At 52.2% G+C, this 20,109-nt stretch carries 16 protein-coding genes and 1 tRNA gene; 4 read left to right on the top strand and 13 right to left on the bottom strand.

Going from position 1 to position 20,109, the window contains the following annotated elements:
• Positions 1-41: 41 nt before the first annotated feature.
• Both mch and NP589_RS16100 read right to left on the bottom strand, forming a co-directional pair.
• Positions 42-1,025 carry a methenyltetrahydromethanopterin cyclohydrolase gene (mch, locus tag NP589_RS16105; RefSeq protein ID WP_256607915.1) on the bottom strand — a complete coding sequence of 328 codons (984 nt, stop codon included), beginning with the start codon at positions 1,023-1,025 and terminating at the stop codon, positions 42-44.
• Positions 1,026-1,030: 5 nt separating this feature from the next.
• Positions 1,031-2,131 carry an ATP-grasp domain-containing protein gene (locus NP589_RS16100; RefSeq protein WP_256607914.1) on the bottom strand — a complete coding sequence of 367 codons (1,101 nt, stop codon included), beginning with the start codon at positions 2,129-2,131 and terminating at the stop codon, positions 1,031-1,033.
• Between the two features lie 75 nt (positions 2,132-2,206).
• Between NP589_RS16100 and NP589_RS16095 the strand changes: the two genes are divergently transcribed.
• Positions 2,207-2,296, top strand: a tRNA-Ser gene (locus tag NP589_RS16095).
• Between the two features lie 298 nt (positions 2,297-2,594).
• Here the strand turns inward: NP589_RS16095 and NP589_RS16090 are convergent.
• The 10 genes from NP589_RS16090 to NP589_RS16045 all read right to left on the bottom strand — a co-directional run bounded on the left by NP589_RS16090 (position 2,595) and on the right by NP589_RS16045 (position 16,143).
• The gene (locus NP589_RS16090) at positions 2,595-4,235 is read right to left on the bottom strand and encodes a PepSY domain-containing protein (RefSeq protein WP_256607913.1); all 1,641 of its coding nucleotides are present in this window, start codon (positions 4,233-4,235) and stop codon (positions 2,595-2,597) included.
• Between the two features lie 398 nt (positions 4,236-4,633).
• A complete protein-coding gene (locus NP589_RS16085) occupies positions 4,634-5,347 on the bottom strand; it encodes a c-type cytochrome (RefSeq protein ID WP_256607912.1) in 714 nt (237 codons plus the stop codon).
• Between the two features lie 2 nt (positions 5,348-5,349).
• Positions 5,350-5,940: a peroxiredoxin gene (locus tag NP589_RS16080; protein WP_256607911.1), complete on the bottom strand. Its 591-nt coding sequence runs from the start codon at positions 5,938-5,940 to the stop codon at positions 5,350-5,352.
• A gap of 10 nt (positions 5,941-5,950) precedes the next feature.
• On the bottom strand, positions 5,951-6,301 hold the full coding sequence (locus NP589_RS16075) for a hypothetical protein (RefSeq protein WP_256607910.1): 351 nt from the start codon (positions 6,299-6,301) through the stop codon (positions 5,951-5,953).
• A 393-nt stretch (positions 6,302-6,694) separates the two neighbouring features.
• The gene (locus NP589_RS16070) at positions 6,695-8,158 is read right to left on the bottom strand and encodes a DUF1501 domain-containing protein (protein WP_256607909.1); all 1,464 of its coding nucleotides are present in this window, start codon (positions 8,156-8,158) and stop codon (positions 6,695-6,697) included.
• 104 nt (positions 8,159-8,262) lie between these two features.
• Positions 8,263-10,599 (bottom strand): DUF1549 and DUF1553 domain-containing protein, encoded by a 2,337-nt coding sequence (locus NP589_RS16065; RefSeq protein ID WP_256607908.1) that lies wholly within the window; start codon positions 10,597-10,599, stop codon positions 8,263-8,265.
• 63 nt (positions 10,600-10,662) lie between these two features.
• Positions 10,663-11,169, bottom strand: coding sequence for a rhodanese-like domain-containing protein (locus tag NP589_RS16060; protein ID WP_256607907.1), 507 nt, complete (start codon positions 11,167-11,169; stop codon positions 10,663-10,665).
• 670 nt (positions 11,170-11,839) lie between these two features.
• The gene (locus tag NP589_RS16055) at positions 11,840-12,799 is read right to left on the bottom strand and encodes an SMP-30/gluconolactonase/LRE family protein (RefSeq protein WP_256607906.1); all 960 of its coding nucleotides are present in this window, start codon (positions 12,797-12,799) and stop codon (positions 11,840-11,842) included.
• A 74-nt stretch (positions 12,800-12,873) separates the two neighbouring features.
• Entirely contained in the window at positions 12,874-15,633 is a 2,760-nt protein-coding gene (locus tag NP589_RS16050) for a TonB-dependent receptor (RefSeq protein WP_256607905.1), read from the bottom strand.
• 330 nt (positions 15,634-15,963) lie between these two features.
• On the bottom strand, positions 15,964-16,143 hold the full coding sequence (locus NP589_RS16045; protein ID WP_256607904.1) for a hypothetical protein: 180 nt from the start codon (positions 16,141-16,143) through the stop codon (positions 15,964-15,966).
• A gap of 152 nt (positions 16,144-16,295) precedes the next feature.
• Between NP589_RS16045 and NP589_RS16040 the strand changes: the two genes are divergently transcribed.
• Complete coding sequence (locus NP589_RS16040; RefSeq protein WP_256607903.1) at positions 16,296-16,625, top strand: cupin domain-containing protein; 330 nt, start codon at positions 16,296-16,298, stop codon at positions 16,623-16,625.
• A 242-nt stretch (positions 16,626-16,867) separates the two neighbouring features.
• Here NP589_RS16040 and NP589_RS16035 read toward each other — a convergent pair whose 3' ends face one another.
• Entirely contained in the window at positions 16,868-17,944 is a 1,077-nt protein-coding gene (locus NP589_RS16035; RefSeq protein ID WP_064036810.1) for a sigma-54 interaction domain-containing protein, read from the bottom strand.
• Positions 17,945-18,762: 818 nt separating this feature from the next.
• On the opposite strand from NP589_RS16035, the gene tatA reads away from it, so the two are divergent.
• Both tatA and NP589_RS16025 read left to right on the top strand, forming a co-directional pair.
• Positions 18,763-18,990, top strand: coding sequence for a twin-arginine translocase TatA/TatE family subunit (gene tatA, locus NP589_RS16030; protein WP_256607929.1), 228 nt, complete (start codon positions 18,763-18,765; stop codon positions 18,988-18,990).
• Between the two features lie 311 nt (positions 18,991-19,301).
• Positions 19,302-20,109: efflux RND transporter permease subunit (locus NP589_RS16025; protein WP_256607902.1), on the top strand; the 808-nt coding region annotated here is incomplete at its 3' end.

The following is a 20,109-nucleotide window of genomic DNA, read 5'->3' as shown; positions in this document are numbered from 1 at the left end:
CGCGGCAAGGCCAGTTAGCTGTCAAAGAGAATTAAAGCTAATTAAGCCCCGAATGACAGATCGAGCAAAGCATTATCCAATTTGCCGGCACGGAAACTTTTGCCGGACTCGACCGCGGTGACGATAACACTGGCCGGGCTAAACAACATCGCATCGACTTTAAAGAAATCGTATTCGTAAGCTTTGAAAATTTCGGCAAAGGGTTTGCCGTAATCTTTTGATGTTGAACTTGGTAACTCCTTGGCCAATTTTTCCGCCGCTTCGTCACTGCCTTTTACAAACAAATGGACTTGGCCTGCGAATAAAATCGCGTCGTTAGTTCTGCCCATCGCTTTAACGAAATTTGGATGTGGAGGACAAATCGGCGCACTGCCGGAACCGTCGACAATGTTTTCCAACGGGAAATGCAGCGCGTGGGCCTTGTGCATCGCTACTTCCAATACCCGCCCAACTACTTGTACACCGCCGGCCAGACTGCTGGTTGGCGTAACGATGATGGTCAAATTGGCTGGCGATACACCACAAGCCGCCGCGACTTTTTCGACGATTTCCACCGGCGGTAACGCGTCATTTTCGATGACCAAAGCAGTTTTCTCGGCGCTATCGCGGTATTCCAGTTCTTTATAAAGCTCTTCCACCGGCTCGACCGCACCGTCTTTCAACTTGGTCGCCAGCGCCCGCGCCGGACCGGAACCCAAAGCATAATATTTGCCGTGCGACAAACTCCAACCTGCGTATTGACTGCCTAGGCAAGACAATACCGGATTGCTGGCGTGTACATTGATAGTCAGCGGCCAGCTAGTGGTGTACGGGCTTTGCGAGATCGTCGCGGTACCCAAGCCACCCATGCAGATTTCAGTGATAATCCGTCCAGCTTCCAAACCGCCCGGCACTTTGATACCTGCATCGATAATCGTGCAGCCGTTTTCCAGCTTTTCGATACCCAACCGTAATTTATCCGCGTTATCCAGCAGTTGTTGAACCAAGGGCTGGGAAAATTTATTGACGCTTGCCTGGTATTGCATGAGTTTTAAAGACCTGTTTCCAAAAGATTTGCAAGGATGCGTTGTTGGCGATGCAGATTATCCAGCACCTGCCCCGAGTTTTTTCCGCTGGCAATAATACTGCATATCGGCTCGCCTGTGGCAACAATTGCGCTGGGATTCGGCCTATCCACTACCCATATCGGCCATGTCAGTCGCTCGGGAATCGTCACTTTTTTTTGCGCATATATTATCTGATAAGCACTCGGCTCCTTCGATAGCTCGACACTAGCGTCCAAGCGGTTTTGATACGCTTGCAGATGTTTCATTAGCAAGGATTTGCCGTAAAGCTGGGCGCTAGCGGAAATCCGCGCATTAATCTCCAACACATAGCAGTTATCGCCTTGCAGCATAAAATCCAGGCTATTTAAACCTCGCAACTCATAAGACTTCGCAAGCCTGCCTAAGCAATCGGCAATCTCAGTTTGAATAGCTACAGGAACCTCGGCATGACTGGCAATCCCACCGAACATAAACGGGTGCTCGCTATAACAGTCGTCAACCCACTGCTCGTTAAAACCGATCAATTCAACTTCATCGCGACTCGCCGCAAACAGCACGGACAGAGAACGGCCTTCGATATAGCGCTGCCAATAGCCATCGGCAAAATCAACACTGTTACAGCGCCTTATTCCCAAGCCGCCCTCACCTCGCCATGGCTTTAACAACCAATCAACGCTATCCTCAGGCTTCGTAAACACAAGCAGCGGATGCCGAATTGCCAACGAATCGAGTCGAGCAAAAAAACCACGCTTATCTTGGATGTGGTGAAAAGTAGCGGCCGAATTCCCGATAATCCGCCAATCCTCTTCCAGATAGCTCAAGGTTTCCGGGTATGCTTCCAAACCACTACCGTATAACAATTCGGTTAAGCCATAAATCTCCCGAACCGCTGCCACAGCAGCGCTAATATCATCCCAGGCCAGTGACGACACCTGATATGTCTGCTTTGCCATTTGCCGAGTATCGCTATCGACAAAGCAATCGATAGCCACTACTTCGCATCCGGAATCGACGCACATTTGCACCAGCATCCGCGCCGATTTGGCAATCACTAACAAACACTTAGGCACTAAAGAAGATTGCATTCGACTGCGACATGAAAGTGGATCGGCAAAAAACGCTGGATTTTAAAATATTTTCTGTAATAATACGCGGCTGTTGGAGAGCTGGCTGAGCGGTCGAAAGCGGCGGTCTTGAAAACCGTTGAAGGTTTATCCCTTCCTGGGGTTCGAATCCCTAGCTCTCCGCCATATTCCTGAAAAGGCCTTGTAAATCAAGGCCTTTTTTTGTTTTAAAGCCTCAATGAGCGACGTTTGCTACAAAACGATGCTACTAAGAGGCTTGCTATCATGGCAAAAATCCCCTACCTGAGTAAGACGAGCAAACGTCTTTTATTTTCGTATGTGGTTCCCGTTACGCTTCGCGAAATCGTCAAATCTCGCGAAGGCGAGAGCCCCCGGTTATGCAAAAACACACCGCTTCGCTTCTATCGCCACAACAAATCCGTTTCAGCGCATCAAGAAATTCATCATTTCAAGACTAAACCGCCTAATTCCGCAAATCGGCCACTAGTTCCGGCATATTTTCCGGCTTTGCTAATCTGCGAGTTTTCGGTTTAAAGGTTTTGACCAGCCTCTTCCAACCTACCACCAGCGAACTAGCGCCCAGTACCAAACCGAAACCTACCCAGGTCAACATCCACGCATCCCAGATCGGCCGCCGATACAGCCACCCGAAGTCCCAGTGATGCAATCCGGAATACAGCCAGCGATAGACTCTGCGGCCGCGATCCAACCTGGCGAGTAAACGGCCATCTTGCGGGTCCAGATAAAACCGGGTGCCGGCTGCGTCCGCCAACTGTACCGCCACCACCGGCAGGGGTTTTTCCACCACGCTTTGATGATGGCGAGGGTAATAATAGCTGTCGTAATCGTCCAATAACTCCTGGCTGGCGATGGGCGTATCTTCCGCCACACGCTGAATCGCGGCAGTTAAGGAGACTTTATTGAATTGCTGAACCGCCCCATTCACCGTTTGAGGCAATCTTTGACCATCGCGGCCGTAGGCCAATAACACTGCTTCGCTGCCCAAGCGCCGCCAGCCCAGCTCGACGATGTCGGTACCCTCAGCAGAATTAAGCGGGCCGGGTTGCCAATTGCGCATCGCTTCGGGTAACACCTTGCCCAAATAACGGTTCAGTTCTTGCCGGGTCGGATTGGCTTCGGAAAATAATTTACCGGGATTGGTGTCGATAAATCCGCTCAGCGCCCAAGACAGCGCTACGGTACCGCCAATCAAACCGCTCCAAAAATGCCATTTAAACCAAAATTCGCGATACGGTTGCGTGCGGCCTTGCGAGTAGGTCGGCTTGCCGTTAAAACCCGGCCGCCAGCGCAGCCAACCGATAATCAAACCGGTGATGCAGGCGATAGTCGCGCCCAAGCCGGACCACAATTGCACATCGTGGCGATATTGCCCCAAGCCGATGGCTTCCAGGGGTTTGAATAAATGCAACCAGTTGCCGGCATAGTAAAACGCCCTATCGACGCGGGTCGAGGCATGCAGAACTTCGCCGGTACGCGCAGAAATCAGCAGCTCGTCGCCATCGTCGCTAGCTACCCGATGAAACGGCCTCAAGGCATCCTGATTGCGCAGAATTATCGGCGCCTCCACCGTTTCCACTACTTGCAAGTTATGGTTAATACCGTCGCGTTTGAACCAGTCGTCGGCGATGCGTAGCGCCCGCTCCACCGAGGTTTCGCGTAAACTGCCGTCCAGCGCGGACAAGGCAAAGCGCGCGCCTTTGGTATCTTCCACCAGCCAAAACGGTTCATCGTTTCGTCTTACCAAGCGGGCATCGGCTATACCGACAGTCTGTTCGACGCCATGGCCCGCTTCGATTTTAGCCTGCGCGCCATGTTCACCCATGTTTGCCGGCTTGGATTTATGTTGCGCGGCAAACTGCTTGCGCTGCTCGGCACTGCGATCCCAGGCTTCGCCCAGGCTCAACCAGCCGGCTTCGGGCGCCAGGCTTTCCGCGTGCGCCAATTGCTGACTGCGGCTTTGCGTGGTCGGCGTCGAATAGATGATCGCGATGCCGGTAAAAAACCAGAAAAACATGAACAAAGCCAACACCACCCCCAGCCAGCGGTGGGTTTCATATAACAACCAATTTAAAGACTTCTTCATTGCCGCCCTCTTAAACACCTTTTGTTGATGACACTACCCGTTGAAAATAAGCTTGCACTTCTCCCCCAGTACATCCTTCCTTAAACCGCAATTGACCAGCCTGTGCGGACTTGCCCAAGCTTTGCACAATCTCCCGAGCCTTTTCGACATTGACAGCAACACTGCGCTATCCAGAAAAAACATTTCATATCAACTCCGTAAAAAGGATGGGAATAATTCTACTTTGTCAGATTTAAGCAAATGCCGTCATGCCCGCGAGGAAGCGGGTATCCAGTGATATGGATGGCAAGCTTCGACCCATCCATGGGGCCTGGATTTCGGCAATCCCTGCCGGAATGACGAGCATCTTTGAGAATCCGACAAAGTAGAAATAAGCTGCCGGCGATACGCTCATCTCGTTACAAGCCAGACAGGTATTCGACCAAGGCATTCAGTTCGTCGTCGTTCAAGGACTTGGCGACCTTGTTCATCACGGCCTCCGGGCTGTTTTTGCGTTCGCCCAGCTTCCAGTTGGTCAACTGACTACGCAGATAAACCCGGCGCTGCCCGCCTATCACCGGGTAAATGATGTTATCCGCAATCTTGCCTTTGCCGTTTTCGCCGTGGCAACTAACGCAAGCCGGCAGATCTCGCGCTGCATCGCCATTCACAAACAGATTTTTGGCGAGCGGATTGTCGGCAATCCTGTCGCCGCGCATGACTTTCTGGCTGGCAAAATACGCGGCGATGTCGGCCATGTCTTCTTGAGTCAAATCGGCGGCCATCACATTCATGATTTCGTGGCTGCGGGCGCCGGATTTAAAATCGCTTAGCTGCTTAACCAGATAACCGGCGTATTGACCGGCGTGGCTGGGAATCCGGACATCGCCGCTATTGCCTTCGGCGCCATGGCATTCCTGGCACCGTTCGTCAGCCGACTTTTGTTTACCGGCGACCGGATTACCGTTGCCGATACGTTGTAACGAAAGCTCAGCGCCTTGCTCGGCCAATACAGTTTTCGCTGAGGCGAACAACGCGAACGTACTGACGGCCAACCACGGGCTACGCCGACGCCGGTACGTTACGGGTTTAGTTGGCGGTGTGACGGCATATAGCCAACGGCAAAACCCCATGCCTAGTTCGCCTTCGAGCGATCAGCGGCGAGCTTTTCCACAATTTCCAACGCTTTGGCGACATTTTCTTCAGGTTTCAAGCCGCCGAAAGTCGCGGCGATTTTGCCGTCAGGCGTGACCACGAAGGTGGTGCGCTCGGCAAAGCCGTGGTTGATTTCCACGCCTCGGCTATCGGTTTTACCCGGCGCGGCGGCTTTGACAGCAATATCGTAATTACTTGATATTTTGCCGTCCGCATCGGATGCCACCGGAAATTTGCTGGCGCAGTAATTGGGGTCGGCGGAAAAATCGTTCAGGCGCTCTATGCTATCCAACGATACACCGACGATACTGGCACCGGCGGCGGCAAATTTTTCGTGATTGACTGCAAAACTATGCGCCTGCAAATTACAACCGCCGGTATAAGCGGACGGATAGAAATACACCACTACCGGGCCTTTTTTCAAAGCGCCTTCCAGCGTGAAATTAAACGCCTTGCCGGCCAGGGAGGCTTGCGCTTGAAAATCCGGGGCTGGATGGCCTTCCGGCAGCGCGGCCATCACCGGCAAAGCTAATACGGCAGGCAGCAGGCTTTTCAAAAATAGGTTTTTCATAGGCTTTCAATTAGAGGGGTTTGTATTTGTCGTGGCATACGCCGCGGCATTGTTTGGAAAAGTCGTTGGCGGCAACGGCAGCCGTATCGAAATCGCCGGCAGTCAGCGCATTCTGAATATTCGCCGCCTTATCCTGATATTCCTTGGCGTTATGCGTCGCGTCATCGGCATTACCGCGCTTCGCAAAAAATCCTTCGACCAGTTTAAATTCGTCCTGTAATTGCTTGGCTTGCGCTACCGCGGTATTGGCGTCCTTGGCGGCAATATTGTTTTGCACTTCCTGAATTTTGGTTTCCACATCATTCATTAACTCTTCGAAATCGAATTCGCTTTCGGCAATCACCGCACTGCTGCTGAGCACTAACCACACTCCGAAAAGATAAATCGTCTTTCGCATATCAATAACCCTGTCACGGCATTACAAACCGCATTAATAGTTGTCTCGGAACATCTCTAAAATTCCCTCTTTGTCAGCAGAGCTCAAGCCTAATACTGCCACCCAAGGCCCCCACAAAGGCCCAGCATCACGTTTTACCGGGAGATAATCCGGTCTGCCATCCATTGGCCACCCGACATCCGTGCCGGGATAAACGCTTGCTCTCTGACAGCGTTTTCTTGAAACCCTGCTTGATAAAGAAGGAATTTTCAGAGATGTCCATTGGTTCAAATTCGCGTCTCACCAGGCTAATAGGCAATTCGGCGAATCGCTTACCCGAAAGCACCACGCCTTCGGGTAAGCCTCTAAAGCCCGAACTTAGGCAATCAATTCCTTGATCACTTTGCCGTACACCACCGTTGGACGTTCGGAACGGCCTTGATACTTGTAAATCAGTTTCAAGTGATCCAGACCCAACTGGTTCAACACAGTGGCGTGCAAGTCGTAGGTATCCACTTCGGTACCTTTGATGGCTTGTACGCCCAATTCGTCGGTGCCGCCATGGGTGTAGCCGGCTTTTACGCCGCCGCCCGCCATCCATTGGGTATAGCCCCAAGGGTTGTGGTCGCGACCGTCGCCGGATTCGCTCCAAGGCGTACGGCCGAACTCGGAAGTCCACACCACCAGGGTTTCATCCAGCAGCCCTTTGGCTTTCAAATCCTTCAACAAGCCCGCAATCGGCTTGTCGATAATTTTTGAATGCTTGCTGTGGTTGTCTTCGATGTTTTGGTGCGCGTCCCAATCGCGGCTGTCGCCTTTGATGTCGGTTGGACCGGATACCACTTGCACAAAGCGCACGCCTCGTTCGGTCAAGCGTCTGGCACGCAACAACAACTCGCCGTATGGGCGGGTGATTTCGTCGTTCAAGCCGTACAGCGCTTTAGTCGCGTCGGATTCCTTACTGAAGTCGACCGCTTCCGGTGCGGTTTCCTGCATGCGGTAAGCCAGCTCGTAAGACTCGGTGCGGGCTTGCAATTCACTATCCGTCGGATAGTTGGCCGCATGTTGTTGGTTGATCTGTTTCAGCAAATCCAGCGCATGGCGCTTTTCCGCAGCCGCCAGGTATTCCGGGTTATTCAAATGCAAAATCGGTGAATTGCCCGGACGGAACGGCGTACCTTGATACACCGCCGGCAAAAAGCCGGATTCCCAGTTAGTCACACCGCCGCGGGGTTCGCGTTTGTCGTTGTACAACACCACGTAGGCCGGCAAATTCGGATTCGCGGAACCCAATGCATATTGCACCCAGGCGCCCAGCGTTGGCCGGCCGGGATTCAAGCCGCCGGTGTTCAACTTCATGATGGAAATATCGTGGGTAGCCCCAACGGTCACACTGGATTTAATAAATGCCAGGTCGTCGGCGTGTTCCGCCAGGTTGGGCAACCAGTCGGAAAACCAGGCGCCGCTTTGCCCGTGCTGTTTCCAGTCGCGTTTGGTGGCGATCAATTTGGTCACGCCGCCTTGGGTACTGGTTTTGATGCCCTGCAAAAACGACGCCGGAATACCGGTACCGGCTTGTTTGACCAACTGGGGTTTGTAATCGTATAAATCCAACGTGCTGGGGGCACCTGACATATGCAGCCAGATGACAGTTTTGGCTTTAGGCGCAAAATGCGGCGCTTTCGGCGCTAATGGGTTGGCATCGGCCAGCGCTTGCAAAGCTGGGTCGTCCGCAAAAGCACTGGCAATGACGCCACCGCCCGGCAGAAAACCACTGACAGCCAAGCCGCCCAAGCCATAGCCGGTTTTTATTAAAAAATCGCGACGTGATTTGTTGTTCATTATCTAAACCTCTTGAATATAATTTTGTGTCGGCAACTATTTCAGGTTCGGTAAGGCGCCAGCCGACTCGGCGGACGCCCACTCAAACCGAATCGTATGTCTGGTTAAAACCGGTAGATAAACTCGTTGGAGTTGGCTACGACGTGGACCAAATCCACGAATGCAGCAGCTCTAACAGGGTTACCCAGCGGCTTGTCCTTAACACCGGCCGGCACGTTCACTTCAAATTTGCCATCCGCTGCCTTGGCGCGAATAATGGCTTCCTGTTCATTCAAGAAGGCTTGCAGCGACTCTTTTTCATCATCCTTCGGTTGCCGTGCAAACAAGATTTGATAGAGTCTGCTGATCCGATCTTCTTCGTCTTCACCCGCCTCGTTGATTACTCGGCCGGCTAAGGATTTGGACCAATCGAAAATCAGTTCGCTGTTATACAAGGTCAGAGCTTGTAGTGGCGTGGTGGTTACCTCGCGTTTGCTATGTGCTTCCTGCGGCGACGCCATATTGAAGGAATCCAGGATCGGATAAGGGATACTGCGCCGGGTAAAGATGTACAAACTGCGGCGGTTCTGATCGTGAACATCCTTGGAGGTTTTCCAGGCCGGATCGCCTTGGAAGTTACCGCTGGCGGTATTAATCGCTTTCGGCAATGGTGGGTAAACGCTAGGACCGCCCACTTTCTCTTCCAATTTGCCGGCCGCGGCTAACAAGGAATCCCTGACTTGCTCGGCTTCCAGGCGTTGGCGAGGAAATACCGCCAGCAACTGGTTTTCGCCGTCGGCTTGCGCCACATCTTCACGGTAAGCGGACGATTGCCGATAAACGCTGGACAGCAGGATTTCGCGATGCAGTTTTTTCACGCTCCAGCCGTCGTTGACGAATTTATGCGCCAGGTAATCCAGCAATTCGGGATGTGTCGGTTTTTGTCCGGCTTTACCGAAATCGCTGACGGTGGTAACGATGCCTTTACCGAAATACTGGTCCCAAATCCGATTCGTAAATACCCGAGCGGTTAAAGGATTGGTCGGGCTGGTAATCCATTTAGCCAGCGCGGAACGGCGACCGGATGAAAACGGCAGCGGCTTGATGTCCGGTTTTTCGTCGGTAATCGCTTCCGGGAATGCCGGTTGCACTTCTTCCAACGGTTTTTCGTGATCGCCCACCGCGAATACATAGCTAGGCGGCGCATCCGGATGACCCAGTTCGGTCATCGCCGAAATGGTGTTGGAGGACGTGGTGGGTTTCAGATCGTTGAATTTTTTAAGTTCTTTATCCAGTTTTTCCAACTCGGCCCATTGCTCGGCGATTTTCGGATCGCGCGTTTTAGCGTCGGTACTTTCGCCCTTCTCGCGGAAATACGATTCCAGGCTGCCTTCGTCGGTTACATTAGCCAAACGATGGTTTACCCAACGGTCGCGCGCGTTCCATTGCTCTTTGGGTTTAAAGATCGCTTCCCGGGAGTCGGTCAAATAACGTTCCTTGTGATATTTAAGCGCCTCTTCCCTGTGCGTATCGATAATGGCCTTTTTCTTGGCGCGAATATCTTTAGTCGCCTCTTCCCATTTGGCATACTGTTGTTCATAGGCTTTTTCCACCTCGCCTTTCTTCGCGGGGATATTGTCTACCGGCGCGACATTGGCAAAGAAGGACTGCAACGAGAAATAATCCTTCTGGCTGATCTTGTCGAATTTGTGGTTGTGGCAGCGTGCGCATTCCACGGTTTGACCCAGCACCACCTTACCGACGGTATCGGTTATATCCGTGGTAATTTGGTATTTGCGCTGTACCAGGTCGCGGGAGTTGCTGTTGTCCGGGAATTGCGCCATGAAGCCGGTGGCAACCAAGGCTTGTTCGTCGCCCGGCCACAATTCGTCGCCGGCCAATTGTTCCTGAATGAATTTGCTGTACGGTTTATCCTGATTAAATGAGCTAATCACGTAATCGCGGTAACGCCACATGTTCAAGCGGTCGTTATCGTTCTGGAAGCCGGTGCTGTCGGCATAACGCGCTAAATCCAGCCATTTACGCCCTTGGCGCTCACCGTATTTCGGCGAAGCCAACAAACGGTCAGCCAATTTTTCATAGGCATCGGCCGATTTGTCGTTAACAAATGCATCGACTTCTTCCGGGGTTGGGATTACACCCCAAACGTCCAGCGTGGCCCGGCGGATGAACGACGCGCGGTCGGTATCTTGCGACGGCTTGATGCCTTTTGCTTCCAAAGGGGCCAGCACAAAAGCGTCGATAGGGGTTCTCACCCAATCCTTCTGCTGCACGTCAGGCACGACCGGCGCTTTCACCGGTTGATACGACCAGAGTTTGGATTTGGATTGTCCGGCGGGCGCGGCGGCTTCGGTTGCCGGCTTGTCGTCGGCTGCCTGGGCTGCGCCTGAGAGCGCAATTGCCAGCCCCCAGACCACCGCGCAATATAGTTTGATTTTCATGGAATTCCTCCAAAATGTCAGCTTGATGGAACGAAGCCGGGATCACCCAGCCTCATTCGGAAATTAACCTTTGTGCTTATGGCCTTTGCTGTGCTCTTGCTCTTTGGCATGTTCTTCAGGCTTAGGCGCGGGCGGGACGATTTTGGTAATCTTGCCGCCCTCTTCTTCGTAGTTTTGCGAACCTATCGCTCCTACCACTTTGAAACCCTTTTCAGCCAGCAAATCGGCGGATTTACCGGCACGACCTGCGTGATTGGAAACGGTGACGATTGAGCGCTCCTTGGGAATAAACGGTAAAACCTTTTCCAGATCGTCGATCTGCACATTCAGGTACACGGGAAATGTACCGATCTTGCTGATTTCATCGGGACGACGCACATCGATAAACAACACTTGCTCCGGTTTGGCGAGCAAGGCATCGATTTCAGCGCGATTCAATTTCGGTGTCTTAGCGGTATAAGGCCGCGCAGCCGGGGCCTCGGTTTTTTTGCCTGCGTCCGCATCGGCGGCAAGCACTACCGGAGCCGCCAAAATCAGAGCTAACAAAGCCACTGTGGTCGTGTTTTTCATTGATATTTATTCCTGTAATAAATTTGCTAACTGTACGGTTTAGCGCGCGTAAATAAGGTTCCTCATTAGGCAATAAGCAACTAACATGCCACCCATAAAAAACCGGCTTTATCAAATAATTACAAGCCTGTTACGCATTGATTTATAAGGTGATATTTATTTAAAGCTCTTCCAAACTCGCTTCAGGAATTTATAAATTCCCAAGTAAAATTCAGGCAGCTGGTGGAAATTCAGCAGGGTCGCAACACGTGCTGTTGCTGGGCTAGCACCAAGCCAAACAATTAAAGTGGTTGCGGCATGTCGATAGGAGGTTTTACAGATAAATTGGCGCTAAACTTTGCAACATCCCCAGCTCCGAAGCTTGGGAATTGGCAAAAACACCGGACAAAAAAAACGGGCGAAGGATAAATCCTTGCCCGTTAGAGGTTATCACCACGAGAGCTTGATGAATGATTGCGGAGGGCCCTTAAACTCGGAATGGCGACGCTGTGTTAAGAACCCGGTATTCACCAGCCCCTTAAATATCGTCGCTCCCGCGAAGGCGGGAGCCCATCGGCTATACTGGATTCGCTACGCGGTCTAACGGCTCCCGCCTTCGCGGGAATGACGAATCCAGGGAATTTAAGGGCCGGGTTAATAATAGCGATTGAGATACGCCACCCAAACCGCCCTATTTTGGCCGACTGCTAATACCAGCAGTCAGCAACGGAATTTTATAGGCCGCACCGCGACCGACTACATACAGCGTTTTCTTGTCCGCACCCGCGAAAGCCAGGTTTTGCGGCTTTTTAGGCAGCGGGATCAAGCCCAACAACTCGCCTTTGGCACTAATGATTTCCACGCCGGAGTTAGAGGCAACATACAATCTGCCTTCATCGTCTATTGCAATGCCATCCGCTCCGCTGGACCAGGTGCCGTCTTCGCCTTTTTTCCAACCGTCCAGCTTGGCAAAATTGCGGCGATTCTGAATGGAACCGTCCGCGGCAATGTCGTAGGCGAGAATATGCTCGCCTTGCGTATTGGCGACGTACAAAACCTTTTCGTCCTTGCTCAATTGAATGCCATTGGGACGTTCGATGTCGGTTGCCAGTTGCTTAAGCTCGCCGCCAGGTGAAATATAAAACACGCCGGGGTGCGATGGCGGCGGATTGGGATTTTCCTTACTCGGCCGCGTGCCGCTATCGGTAAAGTAAATACCGCCATTGCTGGCGCGCACCAAATCGTTGGGACGTTGAAATGCGGTGCCTTGATAATTTTCGGCCAAGGTATTTTTCTTGTTGGCCGGATGAACCACGCCGACCTTGGTTTTGACGGTTTGTACCGCGACGATGTCGCCATCGGGCGTCAAAGCCAGACCGTTAGCACCGTTGGAATTTTCCAGAAACGTCGAGACTTTATCGTCCAAGCCGATACGGACGATTTTGTTGGCTTGGGTTTCGGTAAACAATAAACTGCCGTCGGAATAGCCAATGGGTCCCTCCGTGCCGTTAAAGCAGTCCTTGATCAGCTCGGCTACCACACCACCGGCGGAGACACCGGGAATAGCCGGGGTAACCGGATCGTCCGCGCACGCGGCCGCCCCGTAAATCAACGCGCCAAAACCAAGTAAATATAAGTGTTTAGATAACATAAGTATTTCCTTTGCAAATGTTTCGATCAATCAGTTTGCCGGACGGCGACCTGGCCGCCCGGTACGTGTAAAAATTAGAACTTGGCTCTAAAGTGCACCCCGTAGTAACGCGCATCGCCGAATGACGCGCTAGCCGCGCCGGTACCGGAAAAGTTACTGGCATTGGTAAAGTAGATGGTGTCGAAAATATTTCTACCGACCAAATCCAGGTTGTACTTACCGTTTTTGGTACCCACACCAATGCCGCCGTCGGTGACGTGGTAGGCATCCTGCTTACCGTAGCGCGACAAACTGGCGTTGTAGTTAGCCGCCGATTTAAAGCTATCGATCAGATAGGCATGCCACTGCAGACCGTAGTCGTTACCGTAACCAAAGGTGAGCGGTGCCCGGTAATCTATCCCGTAGTTGGCGGTAAAGGCCGGTGCGTTGGGGATGGTTTTGCCGGTCTGATCGCAAAATCCAGTGTTATTAGCCTCCGGCGGGCAAGGCGCGTTGGCAAAGTCGGTATAAATGGCCTTGTTATACGAACCGTTCAGGAACACATTCAAACCTTGAGTAATATCCCAATTGGTTTCCAACTCAATACCGCGCAATTGGATACCGCCAATATTGCCCAGCTGAGACAAGAATTGCCCTGAGCGCAATGGATCGGGTGCAACCAACTGCGATTGAAAACTTTGAATGTCGGTTTGGTATAAGTTGACGTTGAACACCAGCTTGCGATCCAGCCAAGTAGTCTTCACACCAAATTCGTAGTCCATCACGTCTTCCGGCTTGACGTTTTCGGTGGCTCCGGTATTGAAGTTGAACTGCGCGGCACCGGATTTTTGGCCGCCGGCCACCGAACCGTAAACCATCAGGTCTTTATTGACCTTATAGCTGGGATTGATCAACCAGTTTTGCGAGTTCTGATCGAAACCCTGACGCGGCGCATCCCATTCCGGCCCCAGACGATTGCTGCGGATGGCTTTGGCAGCGGCAATTTGCGCCGCATTGGCCCCCAATGACGCTCCCAAAGTGTCCAGATTCACACCTCCTAAATTTCGGCTGTAACCGGTGTTTTCCCGGCGTTCGAAAGTATTGCGCAAGCCCAAGGTCAAGGTCGCATCATCGGTGACATGCCAGTTGATCTGACCGTAGCCGGCATAGCTGTCGGTAGCCGGCACGACGTTTTGCGTCAACATGGTATCGCGCATGGACGCCGCCAATAATTGCCGGGATGCCGGAGTCGCATTCAATAGGGCATATTGGCTGTTGCTTGCGTGGAAGGCGCCAGCATCAACGCCAAAAAGGCGTTGATTAAACGTATCGGCGATAGCCCGCATCGCAAATACCCCAAATTGGTAATCGACTGGCCCCGGATCTTTAGACGCCAGCCTAAGCTCCTGCGACCACTGTTCATTTTTAACGGTCCAACCTGAGATACGCTCGACGTCAGCGGTGCTTGATTCGCCATCATGATTCGGTTCAAACAATGCATCCCGGTAAGCGGAGATAGACGTAAAGCGATGTCCTGCCACATCCCAGTTAATTTCCGCCGACACCCCCGACCCGTCGCCGCGCGATTGGCGTCTTTCATTATTCGCCATCGCCCTGGGATCGCCGATGACGGTCACGGCTTGACCATTGCTGCGCAGCGTATTAAACCAATCCCTAGCCAAGCGGGTGCTGAAAGTAGTAGTCCGAAGGGTACCATCATCAAATCGCGTTGGATCGGCGATGAGTGGTTGCACGCTCATGGTTTGAGTCGAGGCGGTTTTATCGACAATCAAGCGCGCACTCAAATCTTCGCTCGGCGTAAACAAAAATTGCAAACGGCCGCCCAGGGCGTTGGTCTCGCCTAAATCACCCTCGCTACGATGCACGTCAAAGTTCTTCACAAAACCGTCGCGCTTATCGATAAAACCGGAAGCCCGGTAGGCTAATAAGCCGGGCAAGATGGTGCCTGTGGCGCCGAATTTGCCTTGCAGCGCATCGCGGCTTCCGGCAAAACCATCCACGTAATAACTGTTCTTAAACGACGGCGCCTTGGTGGTAATGTTAAGCAAACCCAAGTTGCTGTTTTTTCCTTGCAGCGTACCTTGCGGACCGCGCAACACTTCCACCTGATCCAGGTCGGCAAAGTTGGCCCACGCAGCCCCGGTCCAGGCCCGCCAGACGTTATCCACCATCACCCCAACACTGGGTTCCATAGATTCGTTACCGCTGTTCTTACCCAATCCCCGCAACGCGATACTGGTTTGCCGGGCATTCGCCGACGTGACACCCAGGTTAGGTGCGCGCCGGGAAAAGTCTTGCACTGATACCACGTTATCCCGCTCCAGCGTTTCCCGGTTGATTACCGCTACCGGAATCGGCACTTCCTGTAACTTTTCTTCCTTACGCCGAGACGTTACGACCACTTCCGACAGATCTTGCGGCTCATCGGCTTTTTCTTCCGGCTCCGGTTCGGCAGCCGCCACTACGTTGTCCGGCTCCTGGCTGTTTAGCGCTGCTGCGTCGGCTGAGCCGGCCGCGGCAGGCGCAGTAGCCACACCTTTCTTGAGCAGATCCTGCTCGCGACGTTTGGATGCCTCCAGCTCCCGGCTCAAGCGCTCAACTTGCGCCTGTAAATCGCTAACCTTGCTATCGGCAACCGTTTTGTTTCCGGCTTTTTTCGCGCTTTTTTTCACCGTTGTCGTTTGGGCGGTCGCATCGTTAGCAAGTAACATTGAACCACCCGCTATTGCCATTGCCACGCACGCCGACAAACCACGCCGATTGCTGATGTGCAGCGGCACTTTCACCGATTCGATGTTGTCCGCCGACAGACTCCCCATTAAATTTTCCTTCACGATCTCACCTATTCGAATGTTACAAAAACCAATTCGAGCCAACGCCGCTACGGCGCCCGCGATCCGAACTTTCTATAACGCTCAACGCAACGACCGTGCCACAGGGTGATAAACATCCTCCTAGCCATCCATTAATTAGATTTAAACAATTGAATTTAATACCTAACTTTTAAACCAAATTTATCCGCCTTTCTAACTCCGCAACAAAGCCGCCTATTAAAAAACTGTTGAAAGGTCATCAGCCTTTGCTGACTAACTGCCCGCCTATCAACAGTTTAATTTCCAGGTTACGAGCGGGTATCAAGTGCATATTTCGGTCAACCTCCCACCCTAAATTTTCCCGCTTAGCTGAATTCCGAACCAACGCGGATAAGGATCCGGCGCATAGGAATTCCAGCCAGTTTCGTGATTTCTATCGTTGAAGATATTTTTACCGATCAAGCTCAAATCCCAGTGCTTGTCGCGGGTACCTATACCAATCGCCGCGTCCGTTCTGGCTCTGTCGCCCACCAAGACTTAGGCGGATAAGGTGTCGCTGTTATTGAACTCGGTTTGATAGTTGGTATTAAAACTGGTGTGCGCGATGTATTTGCTCTCAAAAATCGGCTTGGAATATTCGGCGCCGACGTTGAAATTCCATACTGCCGGAGCAAATCAATTGGGTGGCAAATCCCAGCGGCTCGGAAAGCGCGGTATTGGTCGGCGATCCTAACAAACCCGGTCTTTATGTCGTGCTGAACAAATGGAAAGCGCATCACAACAGCAAACCGCATTCGCATCCGAACGACCGCTTCATTACAGTGATTTCAGGAACCTGGTGGGTCGGCACCGGCACCGATTACGATCCAGAACATTTGCAACCGGTACCGGCTGGCAGTTTCGTCACCCACTACGGCAACGAAATCCATTACGACGGCGCGAAGGATGAAGATACGATTTTGCAGATTGTCGGCATTGGCCCTGCTACATCAACCCCGGCACCTGGAAAATAGCGTATGAAACCTGATTAGCAAGAATCTTCGCCTATAGCACCCAAAAGATCGTCATTCCGGCAGGAATTGCCGGAATCCAGGCTTGATGGATGATTCGAAGCTTACCATCCATGGCACTGGATACCCGCTCTTGTGCCCTGTGGGTATCCGTGCAGGTATGACGCTCAGCTGAAGCTTCTTACTAATCAGATTGAACTAAGCACCCCGCCACGGGCGAGGTGCCTGAAGGAATTGGGCGAAGATTAATCTTCGCCTTCTTGATAAGCGACGGCCAATTTTCTCTGACCATTGGCCAGCATGCCGTACAGCCCCAGCTTGTGGCGCAGTACGTTACGGCTAATATCCAGCAGGCGCGCGGTTTGCACTTGGTTTTCTTCGCAAAACTCGAATGCGGTGCGAATCACGGTTTCTTCGATGATGTCGAACAGCTTAGGCGGTGCTTGTTCGCACAAGCGTAGTAGCGAACTTTCCAGTGAAGAGGTCGAAACCGCCGGGCCGGTCTGCGAGGCCCGCACGCCGGACAATTTGAAATCCTCCGGACGCAAGCGATTGCCTGGGCAGACCAACAAGGCCCTATGCACGGCATTTTCCAGCTCGCGAATATTGCCGGGCCAATCGTAATTTAACAAGGCCAATTCGGTGGAAGGCGATAGTTTGATTTCGCCATAGCCCAGGCGGTCGCCGTAGACTTTCAAAAAGTGCCTGGCCAAGGGCAAAATATCGCCCGGCCGTTCCCGCAAAGGCGCTAGGTGAATCGCCGCTACATTGAAACGATAATACAGGTCGGCGCGAAAATGCGATGCCGCCACTGCTTCTTCCAAATTCACATTGGTGGCGGCGATGATTCTGACATCCACCGGCGACGGCGTCCGCGAACCCACCTTGACCACCTCCCGCTCCTGCAATACCCGCAATAATTTGGCTTGTAAACCCAGCGGCAGATCGCCAACTTCGTCCAAAAACAAACTACCTTTATTCGCGGTTTCGAACCAGCCGTCCTTGCTATTTAAGGCGCCGGTGAAAGCGCCCTTTTCATGGCCGAACAATTCGCTTTCAATCAGATTTTCACTCAAAGCCGCGCAATTTAAAGCGCCGAACGGTCCTTTGGCGCGTTTGCTTAGAGCATGTACGTGCCTGGCCACCAACTCCTTGCCGGTGCCGGTCTCGCCAATGATCAACACCGTCGCATCGCTGGGCGCAATCCGCTCGATGTGTTCCAACAATTTTCGCGAAACCGGATCCTCGAAAACCATCGCCGTGGCTCTTACGGTGTGCGACAGCTGTCGTAATTGCGATTCGTCAAACGCCAATAGTGTCATACGGTTCCCCCTTTACTGCGAGTAACGTAACCGCTACTCAAAAATGTATCCATGAAATATCGTTTCCCAAGACTTAAAAATGTTGATTATTCAGCGACGTCGAAACGTAACAGCCGGTACGCAATCGCCGAACAAAAAATCAGCCTGCCGAGCTAAAAATCCATCCGCTCACCGGCACTTTCGCTGGCGACAGGCCAAAAAAAAGCCAGCAGTCCTTTGGGGGACAAACTGGCTTCCGGCGATCCGGTCAGCAGAAGTGGATGTTGCAGAGCCAAAATGCTCGAAAAATAACAGCGAGATAGCAGGCTCAAAGCACGGTTCATGCCACTTTGAATTTCCAGCTAATAATAAGGGATTACGTGTTTTTTCGAAACATAAATGTTTCTATAGCAACAGAATCTGTTGATTTGGTGTTGATATATCAGCAGATACTCTGAAATCTGAATGTTGCTTGCCAAGTATTGCTCTTTGCCCTGCTGTTCCAATTAATTCGGCCGTTTTCGACAACGCAGATCAACTGAAATCCGCCTAAAAACATGCCCACCCGTTTTTTACCTGCTCCTATACCAGCACCATCTGCTGATGACATGTTTGTATATCAGCATTTTCCTGGACTTTTGCCGAGAAGCAGCGTGCTTCAAGGCTCGGCAACTTAAGTTGGTGTTGTTGATATGCCTGGTCTATCGCGGGTAATTCTCCGTATTCCAATACTCACCCTGCATGTTGGCCCTTATTTTGCTGAAGACCGCATTGAAGAGGATAAGTCATCAGCAAAAGGCTTACCTAAAATCAGCAACTTTCAATTTTGGAGCAAAAAAATGGGCTTGAGCATTCCCCACCTATTAGTAGTGTTAGCAATCGTGGTCTTAGTGTTCGGTACCAAACGCCTGAAAAATGTCGGCGCCGACCTGGGCGATGCTATCAAGGGATTTCGTAATGCTGTTAAGGAAAGCGAAGAAGCCGAAGACCCCAAAGCCATCACTCAACTCTATCAGGAGGAATTATCCGGCGACTTGATAGCTGAACGCGACCGTAGCAAAGCTTGATAGTCCAGGCTGGGGACTTTAAAGCCAAAGACTCTTAAACCAGCAGCCTGTTACCAGAGCAGCAGCATCTGATTGCTGCCTGTTGACAGGACAACAGTACTGAGTATTTACGGCGCAAACACTTTGCCGCTAACTCCACCTAAACCCCAGCGTACATTAGGAATCATGCCCCGAAAACCCGATGCAGATTGCTTGGTATAGCTATTGCTTAACGTAAGCGCGAATTTGCCTTTGCTGGAGAAACGATAGTTTTAAAACCGGCCAGACCAGCCAAACAGGCTTGCTAATCAATCGTATCTCCCGAGAAATCCATGTGGATCGTTAATATTGCTTTACGCCGCCCCTATACCTTTATCGTGGCGGCGCTGTTGATTCTGTTGTCTACCCCCTACGTATTGCGGAGAATGCCGACCGATATTTTTCCGGCCATCGATATTCCGGTGGTGGCGATGCTGTGGCAGTACAACGGCATGACCGCCAAGGAAATAGCCGACCGTTTAACCACCTCCGTGGAACGTTCCATGGCCTTGATCGACGGCATCGAACACAGTGAATCGCTGTCTTATAGCGGCGCGGCGGTGGTAAAAGTATTTTTCCATCCGGGCACCGACATCCGCACGGCCATCGCCCAGGTGATGTCCAGCAGCAACTCGGTTTACCGCTCGCTACCAACCAATGTGGCACCGCCGCAAGTCATCCAATATTCGGCCGCCGATCTACCCTTGGTGCAATTGGGCATCTCCAGCAGTGTCGTCCCGGAGACCGACGTCAACGACTTTGTGAATAACATCGCCAGAACCGAGCTGCAATCCAAACGCGGCGTGGCAATGACTAATCCGTTCGGCGCGAAAAGCCGGCAAATTACGCTGGATGTCGATGCGCCTGCATTACTGGCGCGCGGCCTGTCGCCGGCCGATTTAAACGATACACTAGCGGCGCAAAATCTGATCTTACCCACCGGCACTGTGAAGATCGGCAGTAACGAATACGATGTCAGCCTGAATGGGGCGGTAGCCTCGATTCCGCGCCTAGCCGACTTACCGGTCCGCACCGTGAACGGCGTTACGACGCTGGTCCGCGACGTGGCGACGGTCCGCGACGGCGCGGCACCGGTGACCA

It is taken from the genome of Methylomonas rosea (assembly GCF_024505055.1).
Lineage (GTDB): Bacteria > Pseudomonadota > Gammaproteobacteria > Methylococcales > Methylomonadaceae > Methylomonas > Methylomonas rosea.
This window is presented reverse-complemented; position numbering and strand designations above follow the sequence as displayed.